Annotated in this window: 9 protein-coding genes and 1 pseudogene; 9 read left to right on the plus strand and 1 reads right to left on the minus strand. The window is 73.5% G+C overall.

Features of this window, described 5'->3' with window-relative positions:
• The first annotated feature begins 17 nt into the window (after window positions 1-17).
• From IEZ17_RS23390 to IEZ17_RS23400, 3 genes are all read left to right on the plus strand, one after another.
• Window positions 18-614 (plus strand): DUF5134 domain-containing protein, encoded by a 597-nt coding sequence (locus IEZ17_RS23390; RefSeq protein WP_189303236.1) that lies wholly within the window; start codon window positions 18-20, stop codon window positions 612-614.
• A 140-nt stretch (window positions 615-754) separates the two neighbouring features.
• Window positions 755-1,690 carry a M56 family metallopeptidase gene (locus IEZ17_RS23395; RefSeq protein ID WP_189303238.1) on the plus strand — a complete coding sequence of 312 codons (936 nt, stop codon included), beginning with the start codon at window positions 755-757 and terminating at the stop codon, window positions 1,688-1,690.
• Window positions 1,691-1,722: 32 nt separating this feature from the next.
• On the plus strand, window positions 1,723-2,499 hold the full coding sequence (locus IEZ17_RS23400) for an HAD family hydrolase (protein ID WP_229852547.1): 777 nt from the start codon (window positions 1,723-1,725) through the stop codon (window positions 2,497-2,499).
• A gap of 54 nt (window positions 2,500-2,553) precedes the next feature.
• On the opposite strand, the gene IEZ17_RS23405 is transcribed toward IEZ17_RS23400, so the two are convergent.
• Entirely contained in the window at window positions 2,554-3,078 is a 525-nt protein-coding gene (locus IEZ17_RS23405) for an HAD domain-containing protein (protein ID WP_189303241.1), read from the minus strand.
• Window positions 3,079-3,148: 70 nt separating this feature from the next.
• Between IEZ17_RS23405 and IEZ17_RS23410 the strand changes: the two are divergent.
• From IEZ17_RS23410 to IEZ17_RS23435, 6 genes and pseudogenes are all read left to right on the plus strand, one after another.
• Window positions 3,149-3,343, plus strand: a pseudogene (locus IEZ17_RS23410) (SDR family oxidoreductase); the annotation flags it as partial.
• Window positions 3,344-3,724: 381 nt separating this feature from the next.
• Window positions 3,725-5,008, plus strand: a complete 1,284-nt coding sequence (locus IEZ17_RS23415; RefSeq protein WP_189303242.1) for a phenylacetate--CoA ligase family protein — start codon at window positions 3,725-3,727, stop codon at window positions 5,006-5,008.
• Window positions 5,005-6,336, plus strand: coding sequence for an MFS transporter (locus tag IEZ17_RS23420; RefSeq protein WP_189303244.1), 1,332 nt, complete (start codon window positions 5,005-5,007; stop codon window positions 6,334-6,336). Before IEZ17_RS23415 ends, IEZ17_RS23420 begins: the two co-directional genes overlap by 4 nt.
• Window positions 6,333-7,538, plus strand: coding sequence for a GNAT family N-acetyltransferase (locus IEZ17_RS23425; protein ID WP_189303247.1), 1,206 nt, complete (start codon window positions 6,333-6,335; stop codon window positions 7,536-7,538). The genes IEZ17_RS23420 and IEZ17_RS23425 overlap by 4 nt, the downstream gene beginning before the upstream one ends.
• Window positions 7,535-8,701, plus strand: a complete 1,167-nt coding sequence (locus IEZ17_RS23430) for a LuxE/PaaK family acyltransferase (RefSeq protein ID WP_189303249.1) — start codon at window positions 7,535-7,537, stop codon at window positions 8,699-8,701. Before IEZ17_RS23425 ends, IEZ17_RS23430 begins: the two co-directional genes overlap by 4 nt.
• Window positions 8,698-11,322: an acyl-CoA reductase gene (locus IEZ17_RS23435; RefSeq protein WP_189303250.1), complete on the plus strand. Its 2,625-nt coding sequence runs from the start codon at window positions 8,698-8,700 to the stop codon at window positions 11,320-11,322. The genes IEZ17_RS23430 and IEZ17_RS23435 overlap by 4 nt, the downstream gene beginning before the upstream one ends.
• Window positions 11,323-11,358 lie beyond the last annotated feature (36 nt).

The following is an 11,358-nucleotide window of genomic DNA, read 5'->3' on the forward strand; positions in this document are numbered from 1 at the left end:
CCCCGGGGAGGCGCCCCGTGCACACACCTCCACTGGTCGGCTGGCTGCTGGTGCTGCTGTGCGCCGCGGCCGGCGCGTACTGCCTGTCCCGTATGCGCACCGGTCCGGCCGCGGTGTGGAGGACGGCGCGCGGCGAGGGCCTGATGGCGGTCGGCATGGCGGCGATGGCGCTGCCGGCGTCCGCCGTGCCGCTGCCCCCCTGGTCACCCTGGCTGTTCACCGCGGTCTTCGGTCCGGCCGGGCTGTGGGCACTGGCCCAGCGCCATCTGCACCATGCGGTCGGCGCGCTGGCGATGGTCTACATGGCGCTCGCGATGGTCGGCATGGACGGGGCGGACGGCGCCTCCGGCCCGAACGGCACGGCCGGGACGGCGGGAACGGGTGGCATGAAGGGCATGGACGGTATGGGCGGGATGGCCGGGATGGCGCATGCCGCCCCGGCCGGGGTGCCGCTGCTGACCGGGCTGCTGCTGGCGTACTACACGGTGTACGTGATCGCCGCCGGGGTCCGGCTGGTCCCGGCCGGCGGGACCGCCGCCAAACCGCCCGTCGTCCTGCGGGCCTGCCAGGTGGCCATGGGCATCGGCATGCTCGCCATGCTGCTGGCGCTGTGAACGCCCCTGGTGCCGGGGTCCGCCGCCCCGCCCGGACCGCTCCCTGTCGGCCGCGCCGCACACCACCGCCGCGCGTGGCGTACGTCACATCCTCTGTTTGACCGTACCAACCGGTAGCGGGCCGCTCATAGGGTGACGGCATGATGGTCCCCCTCGCGCTGATGATTCTCGGCGTGCTGGCCGCGGCAACGGCGCCCCGGCTGATGGCCCGTTCGGACTGGCCCGACCGCGAACCGGTGCTGGCCCTCTGGGTGTGGCAGTGCGTGGTCGCCGGAGTCCTGCTGTGCTGTGCGCTCGCCATGGCGCTGACCGCCGCCGCCGCGTGGGAGCAGGTCCGCAGTCCGGTGTTCGGGTTGGCCCCGCGGGTGGTCGTCGAGGCGTACGCCCTCAATTCGTACGGGCCCTGGGCCGGGGTGCTGGCCGCCCTGCTGGCGGGCGGTGGCGCATGGACAGCGTTCGCGCTGACCCGTGAGGTGGGGGCGGCCCGTGCCCGCCGGCGGCAGCGCCGGGTCGATCTGCTGCGGCGCTCGCCGCTGCTGCCGGGCGAGGGTCCCCGCGACGGCCGTCTGGTGGTGCTGGAGGACGGGCGTCCGGGCGCCTGGTGGCTGCACCACTCCTCGCCCCAACTGGTCATCACCACATCAGCGTTGCAGCGCCTCAAGGGGCGCCAGCTCGATGCGCTGATCGCCCACGAGCAGGGCCATGTCCGGGCCCGGCACGACGTACTGCTGCACTGCGCGTCGGCGCTGGCCGCGGGCTTCCCGCAGATCCCGGTCTTCGCCGCGTTCCGCGACCAGGTGCACCGGCTGGTCGAGATGGCCGCCGACGATGTCGCCTCGCGCCGGTTCGGCCGGGTCACCATAGCTCTCGCCCTGGTCCAACTGAACGAGGACCGCGGGGTGTTCGGCCCCTGCCCGGACCAGCACGCACAGGTCCCGCAGCGGGTCGACCGGCTGCTGGCCCCGGCCCCCCGTTTCACCCCGGCGCGGCGGCTGCGGATGACCGCGTGCGCGCTGCTCGTCCCCGCGATCCCGCTGCTGGTGACGTTCATGCCGGGCCTCAGCGCGCTGACCTGACCGACCGCCGCCGACCCGCCAGGATGGCGACCATGACGACGAGCGAGGACAGCGGCACCCACGGCACCGCGGGCCGGATCCGAGGCGTGCTCTTCGACTTCTCCGGAACCCTGATGTGCATCGAGCCGGCCGAATCCTGGCTGCGCGCGGCCCTGACCGCGTCCGGCGCGTCCGGCGCGTCCGGCGCGTGCGGCGCAGCCGCGCTGGACGACGCCGGGATCGCCCGGCTGGCCGCGGCGCTGGAGCGCGCCGGCGCCCTCCCCGGCGGCCTCACCCCGGCCGAGATCCCCGCCGGGCTGTGCGCCTTGTGGGAGGCCCGGGACCGCGACGCCCGCTCCCACCGCGCCCTCTACACCGCACTGGCCCGCCAAGTCCCGCTCCCCCGCCCCGAGTTGCCCGACTCCCTCTATGACGCCCTGTACGACCGCCACCGGACCCCGGACGCCTGGATCCCGTACCCCGACGCCGCCGAGGTGCTGGCGGAACTGCACCGCCGCGGCTTCCGCACCGGCGTCGTCAGCAACATCGGCTGGGACCTGCGCCCCGTCCTGCGCGCCCACGGCCTCGACCGCCATCTGGACGCCTGCGTGCTCTCGTACGAACACGGCCGCCAGAAGCCCGACCCGGCCCTCTTCGCCCTCGCCTGCCGGGAGCTGGGCCTCGCCCCCGCCGGCGTCCTGATGGTCGGCGACGACCGCGCCGCGGACGGCGGCGCCACGGCCCTGGGCTGCGCCTACCTGCCGGTGGACCATCTCCCGGTGGACCGCCGGCCGGACGGCCTGCGGCGGGTGCTGGACCTGGTCGGCTGAGGCCGGTCCGGGCACCCGCGCGACGGGGAGCGCCGTACCGGACCGGTCCGGGCCCTACGCTCCCGCCGTCCGCCCCGCCGCCCACTCCCGCAGCGCCGCGAAGTCGTCCGGCCGCAGCCCGGTGGCCGGATCGACCCGGTACGGGAGTGCGGCGCCCGTGTGGTGGCGGGCGATCCACGCCGTGTCCCGCGGCCCGATCTCGTCGTCCACCCAGGCGAACGGCCGCCCGGCGGCGACGGCGACGAGGTGCCGGGTCTTCCAGTGCACGCCCTCCGGATCCCGCCGGTGCATCTGCGGCCAGCGCACCACGGGCAGTTCCGGCAGCCCCAGCACCGGCGCTATCCAGGCGTTCGCCTCCGCCTGCCAGGTCGTGGCCCAGATCAGCCGGCAGCCCAGCCCCATCAGCAGCGGACCGTGGTCCGGATTCAGCCACACCCGCAGCGGCGGACGCGGCGGTTCCCAGCCCGTGGGGCGCATCCGCAGCGTGGTGTACCCCGCTGGGCGCCGGTGCGGCTTGGCCATCCAGGGGTTGAGCGGTCCGTCGACGTCCAGGAAGAGGACCGGCAGCGTGGGCTCCATCGCGTCATGATGCCTGCGCCGGGCACGGAAGCACGCGTTCCGGCGGCCCCGATCGGTGCTGCGCAGCGTCTTCGTCCGCACCCCGCTCAACGAAGCGGTCTTCGCCGACCCCGTACGCACCGAGGCGATGGCCCGCCGCACAATGGCCGGACGCAACGGAGAACTGGCCGATTTCGCGGGCGCCGCGGTGTTCCTGGCCGGTCCGGACGCGGCGCAGGTGACCGGCCAGACGGTGTTCGCGGACGGCGGGTTCTCGGTGACGTGACGCGCCGAGCAGACGGTTATCGCAGGTCACGAACTCCTTTTGCAGTTCCCGATGTTCAACAAACAGCCATTCACCGAAGCCCGGCCGACGCCGTTAAAGCCGCTTGGTGAGGTACGTCACCACGGAAAGAGGAACCAGCTGCTTGCACAGGGCATCCAGTGTAATGCGTCTGGTAAAAACCCGTTGCCGGCAGAGTCGGTTGTCAACGGGAACACCGTTCATGACATAACATCACCGATCGAAGTACCCGGCACCGAAAGCCGTTGCGGAGAAGCCCCGACCGGGATTTCCCGAGCGGCCTGCCGCTGACACCACGCCAACAACTGGCGCCGCACACCCCGTGGCGCCGGTTGCTTCCGAATGCCAAAAAACAGGAAAGCAATGCCCGTTCAACAATTAACGGAACTCATACGCTTCGTGCGGCGCAACTCGCCGTTCTACCGGGAGCTCTACGCGGGCCTCTCCGATCAGGTGGACGAGATAACCGCTCTGCCGGTCGTCCCCCAGGACGCATTCTGGCGAGCCAACACCCCGCGCGACAACCGCCTTTTGACCGGACCGCTCGATGAAGCGGTGGTTTTCAAGAGCGGTGGCACGACCGGCGCGCCGAAGTTCTCCGTCTATACCCGCGACGAATGGCGGGAATTCACCTCCGCGTTCGGCGCCGGACTCGTCGAAGCCGGACTGCGCCCCGGCCACCGGGTCGCCGACCTCTTCTACGCCGGCGAACTCTACGCGAGCTTCACGTTCATCCTGGATTCCCTCCACCGCGCGCCGGTCGGCAACGTCCGGCTGCCGATAGGAGGCGCCGCACCGCTCGAATCGACGGTGCACACACTGGAGGAATTCGATATCGACGTCATCGCCGGCACCACCACGACGCTCTGCACCCTCGCCGACCATCTCGTGCGGGCCGGGCGCCGACTCCCCGGCGTGCGGATCCTGTTCTTCGGCGGCGAGGGACTGTACGAGGACCAGCAGCCGCTGCTCCGCAAGGCGTTCCCGCAGGCGCAGGCCCGCTCCATCGGCTACGCCGCTGTCGACTCCGGGCTGCTCGGAGCGGCCGTACCGGGCACCGACCCCCGCGTCCACCGGGCGTTCACCCCGCACACCGTCGTCGAGATCCTCGACGAGAACACCGGTGAGCCCCTCGCCCGCGAGGGCGTCGCGGGCCGCGTCGTCGTCACCGACCTGCGCCGTCGGCTGATGCCCGTCATCCGCTACCCCGTGGGCGACCGGGCCGAATGGACCGATGCCGCCGCCGGGCACTTCCGGATCCTCGGCCGGGCCGACGAAGGCGTCCGCATCGGCGCGGTGTCCCTCTACACCCAGGACGTGCACGACCTGGTGCGCTCCGCCGACCCGACCGGCCAAGTGTTCGGCATGCAGCTCGTGGTGCGCCGCTGGGACGGCCGGGACGGGCTGGTCCTGCGGCTGGCCGTCGACGGGGATCCGGCCGCCGGCGACGCCGACTCCGACGGGCTCGGGCATCTGGCCGACGCCGTCACCAAGGAGATCCTCGCCGCCCGGCGGATGTACGCCGAGGAGGTCGAGGCGGCGCGCATCCACCCGCTGGCCGTGGAGTGGGTCCGGCACGGCCAGCTGGCCGTCAACCCGCGTACCGGCAAGCTGAAGCGGGTCATCGACGAACGGCCCCACTCATGACGCCGGTTGCGGCCCCGCGCCGCCTCCCGGTCGTGCTGCGCAACCGGGCCTTCGGTGCCGTCTGGGCCGCGCAGGTGCTCACCCAGGCAGCGGGCCGGATGTTCCAGGTCGGCGTGGTGTGGTGGCTGGTCGGCCATGCCGCCGGCGGCGAGGGCGGTCGCGGTCTCGCGTCGGGCGCGTTCCTCGCGGTGAGCACGCTGCCCGCGGTGGCGCTCGCCCCGCTGGTGGCCACCGTCATCACGCGCTGCCCGCACCGCACGGTGCTCGGTTCGGCCGCCGCCGTGGCGGGCCTGGTCGCCGCCGCCACCGCCGGATGGTCGTACGCCGCCTCTCCCCCGACGGTCGTCGCCTACGGGGCCGCGCTGCTGCTGGCCGGCTGCCAGGCCCTCTTCGACCCGTGCCTGACCACCTCGGTCCCCGAACTCGTCGACGACGCCGACATCGAGGCCGCGACCGGGTTCGAGCTCGCCACCCAGTCCCTGGCCGGCCTCGCCGGCGGGCTGCTCGGACCGCTCGTCGTGGACGCCTGGGACCTGACCGGCATCGTCTCCGGATGCGCCGGCGCGTACCTCGCCGCCGCCGCACTGGTGGCCCTCACCCGCTTCCCCCGTGGCACCGGGGTGCGGGCCGGCGACGCCCCGTCCGACGGTGCGGCGCCCCGACGGACGCTCCGTCAGATCCTGGCCGGCCACCCGTTCATCCGCCGGGTGCTGCTCTGCTTCGCCGCGACGAACCTCTTCACCACCGCGATCTACGTTGTCATGCCCCTGTATACGCGGTCCGTGCTGCACGCGAACGGTTCCACGGTGGCCGCACTGGAAGCGGCCCTGGGCGTCGGCACGCTGCTCGGCTCGTTCACCGGCGCGCGGCTGCCGGGATCGGCCACCGCTCTCGGCGGGACCTGCCTGGCACTGATGGCCGCCGCCCTCGGCACGCCCGGCCTGCTCGCCGACCGGACCGCGGCCGTCGCGGCCCTGGTCGTCGCGGGCTGGTGCGTGGGAGCCATCGGGGTGCGGTTCGTCGCACTGTTCCAGCGGCTGGTCCCGGCGGAGGACAAGCCGGGCTTCTTCGCCATGATGCAGGCGCTGCTCGGCGCGACCTTCCCGCTGTCCTCACTGGTCTTCGGCGCGCTCGGCGACCACCTGTCACCGCGGACCCTGTGCCTCCTCCAGGCCGCCGGGCTGGTCCCGCTCGCCGCGGCCCTGTGGTGGTCCGGCAGGCGTACCGCGGGCCCGCCGGACGCGACCGCCGGCGCCCCCTCGGAGGCGCCCGGTGCCGCCGCGCCCGCCACCGCCACCGCCACCGCGCCGCTGGAGGAAGCCCGATGACCGCCACCATCCTCCCGGCCGCGCCCCAGGACATCGCCGAACTCCGGCAGTTGTACTTCGACGTGTACGGCCACGGCTATCCGGTGGCCCTGGGCAGCGACCCCACCGAGATGCACCGCCTGATCACCGACCCGCACTGCCACTGGCTCACCGCGCGCCGGACCGACACCGGCGAACTCGCCGGTTCCGTGGTCGTCCAGACCGATCGGGGCAACCGCGTCGGCAAGCTCGTCGGCCTCGCGGTCCACCCGCGCCACCGCCAGCACGGGCTGGCGGGCCGACTGACCGGTGCGGTCACCGCCGATGCGTTCGCCACCGGTGCGCTGGATTCCGTCCACACCACCGTCCGCATGGTCACCCAGGCCCCGCAGCGCGTCGTCGCCCGCAACGGGTACCGGCCGCTCGGCCTGCTGCCCAACGCCGCGGACGTGTCCGGCTGCGAGACCCTGGCCCTGTTCGCCTGCTACGCCCCCGGGGTCCTCGACCGCCGGGAACCGGTCGCCGCCGTCCCCGGCGCGCTGCTGCCACTGCTGGGCGCCGCCGAGGAGAGCACCGGGATCTCGTACGCGTGCGGGGAGCTCCCCCGCGCCACCGCGGAGCCGGCCGCACCGCCGAGTCCGAGCGGTGGCGGCGCGGCCCCGGGGGCGCTGCTGGCCCCTCCCGCGGCCCCGCACACCAAGACCCGTACGCCGATGGAAGTGATCACCGCGCCCGGCTTCGTCCGCCGCCGCTTCCACGAACGCTTTCCCGACCCCGCGGGCGCCTACTCCCCGCTGCGCACCCCGAACACCGTACTGACGCCGCCGGACGGCGAGTTCGAGATCTACGCCGACCTCGACCCGGCGGCCGGCAGCTGCGCCCTCGTCGCGGTGCAGCCGTCCGCGTCGGCCGCCACCGCCGCCCTCGATTCGGTCATGGCCGCGCTCGGCCGGGCCGGCGCCGACTACGTCGAGACGCTGGTGCCGCTGTCCGACACCGCCGGGCTGCACGCGTTCCTCTCCGCCGGTTTCGTGCCCAGCGCGGGCTACCCGGCCATGCGCCGGATCGGCGACCGCTTCCACGACTACGTCGTCCTGTCCCGTACCGACCGCCAGATCGACTTCCGGACCACGGCCGTCAGCCCGCTGCTCCAGCCCTACCTGAGCGCGTACCTGACCGCCTGGGCGTCGACCTACCTGCCCCACCACGAGGTTGTCCGATGAACCCGCATCTCGCTCCCGCCGAGGTCCCCGACCCGGTGGCCCTCGCCGCCGTCCAGCGCCTGTGCGACATCCCTTCGCCCTACACCACCGGCCCGGAGACGGACGCCCTGTTCGCCGCCGCGATGGCCGAGTCCCACGCCTGGCACGCGGACCGCTCCCCGCTCTACCGCTCCCTCCTCGCCGACACCCCGGAGGCCCCGGCCCCCACCGTCGGCGAGCGGACCCGCACCCCGCTGCTGCACGCCAACTTCTTCAAGCGGCACGAGGTGCTCTCCGTCCCGCGCGACGAGGTCTTCCTCCACCTCACCTCGTCCGGCACCACCGGGCAGAAGTCGCAGATGTTCTACGACCGGTGGACCATCCGCTCCGCGCAGCGCATGGTGGCCCGGATCTTCGAGCACTACGGCTGGATCACCCCCGACCAGCCCGTCAACTACCTGCTCTACAGCTACGAGCCCGCCCCCGAGGTACGCCTGGGCACCTCCTTCACCGACAACTACCTGTGCGACTTCGCGCCCGCGCAGCACACCACCCACGCCCTGCGGCACACCGGCAGCGGCCACGAATTCGACGTGCACGGCTGCATCGCCGCCCTCCGGCGCTACGCCGACGACGGTCTGCCGGTGCGGATCCTGGGCTTCCCGGCGTTCCTGCACTTCACCCTGGAGCGGATGCGCGCCGCCGGCCTGCCGCCGCTCGACCTCCCGCCCGGGTCGCTGGTGGTGCTCGGCGGCGGCTGGAAGGGCCACGCCGACCGGCAGATCGCCAAGGAGGACTTCTACGCCGAGGTGACCCGGCAGCTCGGCATCCCCCCGGAGCGGATCCGGGACACCTACGGCTCCGTCGAGCACTGCGTGCCCTACATCGAGTGCGCACACCACCGCCTGCACGTACCGGTCTGGTCGCGTGCCGCCGTACGGGACACCCGCACCCTCCGGCCGCTGCCCTACGGCCGGCCCGGCTACCTGCACCTGGTCTCCCCGTACATCACCTCCGTCCCGGCGCAGAGCGTCGTGATGGGCGACCTGGCCTCACTGCATCCGGGGGACGCCTGCGGCTGCCCCCTCGCCACCCCGTGGTTCACGATCCACGGCCGCGCCGGGGTGAGCCGCAACCGCAGCTGCGCGGTGGCCGCCGCCGAACTCCTGAAGGGAATGTCATGACCTCCGAACTCCACTTCTGGCAGGGCGCGTTCATCGACGGCGCCGAGGCGGCCGGCCGGCTCGCGGAGCTGCCCGCCCTGGTCGCCCGCGCCCTGGCGGAGCCGCTGTCCACCGAGACGGTCCTGGCGGCCTGCGACACGCTCAGCCGCACCCTGCACGCACCGCACGGCGAGGTGCACACCCGGCTCATGGGCCACCTGACCGGCGCCGGGGACGCGACCGGCGCGGAGCACGGCGTCCCGCCCACCGGCCACGAGGAAGCCGCCGCCACCCTCGCCGAGATCGCCGACGCCCTCGCCCGGCCGGCCCTCGAACGCAAGTTGCGGCGCGAACTCGGCGGACCGCGCCCCGAAAGGCTCACCCGGCCCGACGCGCGCGAGACGACCTACGAGGCATGGGCGCCGGTCGGCCTGCTCGTCCACATCGCGCCCGGCAACGCCGCGGCGGTCGCCCCGCTGAGCGTCGTGGAGGGCCTCCTCGCGGGCAACGTGAACGTCCTCAAGACCAGCAGCGGCGACACCGCGCTCCCCCTGCACCTGCTCGCCGAACTCGCCGCCGCCGACCCCACCGGGGCGGTCGGCCGCCGGATCGTCGCGCTGCGGTTCCCCTCCAGCCGCCAGGACCTGATGCGGCTGATGTGCGCGCCGGCGGACGCGGTGGCCGTATGGGGCGGCGAGGGCGCCGTCGAGGGAGTCGCCTCCCTCGTTCCCCCCGGGTGCCGGCTCGTCGAATGGGGCCACAAGATCTCGTTCGCCTATCTGGCCCGCGACGCCTGGACGGACCGGGCCGCGCTGACCGCGCTCGCCACCGACGTCTGCCGGTTCGAGCAGCAGGCCTGCTCCAGCCCCCAGGTCGTCTACCTCGACACCGGGACCGGGACCGGCGGCGCCGACAGCCCGGACAGCTCCCCGTCCGGTGAACTCTTCGCCTTCGCCGAGGAGTTCGCCGCCGTACTGGACGAGGTCTCCGCGAAGTTCCCCGTACCGGCGGGCGCCACCGGCACCACCGACCGGGCGCAGGCAGCCGAGCAGGCCGAGATCACCACCACCGAGATGGTCGCCCGCGCCGAGCAGCACCTGGGGCTGACCAAGGTCATCACCGCCGGCGACGGGAGCTGGCGGGTCTTCGCCGACACCCGCCCCGCCCTCACCGCCTCCCCCCTCCACCGCACCGTCTGGATCAAACCGCTGCCCCGCCGCGAGATCACCGCGACGCTGCGGCCGATGCGCCGCTACCTCCAGACCGCCTCGGTGGGCGGCAGCCGCACCGACATCGCCGCGCTGGCAAGGACGCTGATCACCGCCGGTGTCCAGCGCGTCACCCCGCTCGGCGCCATGCTCGACAGCTACCACGGCGAACCCCACGACGGCGTCTACGCCCTCCAGCGCTACAGCCGGCGGGTCAGCGTGCAGGCCACCGGCGCGGAATTCGCCACCACCCCGTGCCTCGACGACCTGATCGCCCCCGCCGCCCCGCCCGCCGCGCCCACCGGCCCGCTGATGGACAAGGCGGCGGCCCAGGACCAACTGCGCTCCCTCGCACCGGAACACGCCCAGCTGTACTTCCGCAGCGGCGGGACCACCGGCGCCCCCGCGCTGTCCGTCTTCACCTGCGACGACTACGACACGCAGATGCGCGCCTCGGCGCACGGCCTGCTCGCCGCGGGCTTCGACCCGGCCCACGACCGCGCCGCCAACCTCTTCTTCTGCGGCGGCATGTACGGCAGCTTCATCAGCTTCTTCTCCATCCTCGAACGCCTGGGCGCCACCCAGATCCCGATGGCCGCCGGCCCCGACCACGGGGCGATAGCGGAAGCGCTCGTCACCTACCGGGTCGACACCCTCTTCGGGATGCCGTCGTACCTGTGGCAGCTGTTCCACACCCAGGGCGAGCGGCTGCGCTCGTACGGCGGCATCCGCAAGGTGTTCTACGGTGGCGAGCACTTCACGAGTGAGCAACGCCGCATCCTCACCGAGACGTTCGGCGTGGAACTCATCCGCTCCGCCGCCTACGGAAGCACCGACCTGGGCCCGCTCGGCTACCAGTGCACCCACGCCCGCGGCACGGTGCACCACGTCCTGACCGACCTGCACACCCTGGAGATCCTCGACCCGCAGCACGACCGCCCGGTCCCCGCCGGGCAGCCCGGCCGGCTGGTCTTCACCACCCGCACCAGAGCCGGCCAGCGCCTGGAGCGCTACGAGATCGGCGACCTGGGCCGGGCCGTCGACGGTGTGTGTGCCTGCGGCAGCCACACCCCCCGCATCGAACTCCTCGGCCGCTACGGCGAGGTGTTCCGCATGGGCAGCTACCACTTCAACTACCGCCGCTTCACACAGGTCGCCGAGGAACACCTCGGCTACCGCGGCGAGGTGCAGCTCGTCCTGACCTCACGGGCCGACCGCGAACACCTCACCGTCCGCCTGGACAGCCGCTACGCACCGGACCCGGACGAGGCCCGTACGGCGCTGCTCGACCGGATCCCCGAACTCGGCGCGGCGGCCGGCACGGAGGCGCTGCTGACCTGCACGGTCGAGACCGCCCCCACCGGCGCCTTCGAACGGACCCCCACCAGCGGCAAGCTGCGCACCGTCATCGACCGTCGCACGACGGTGAACTGACGGAGCATCATTCCGGTCTGACGGCCGGTCGCCGCG

It is taken from the genome of Streptomyces albospinus (assembly GCF_014648695.1).
GTDB classification, from domain to species: Bacteria; Actinomycetota; Actinomycetes; order Streptomycetales; family Streptomycetaceae; genus Streptomyces; species Streptomyces albospinus.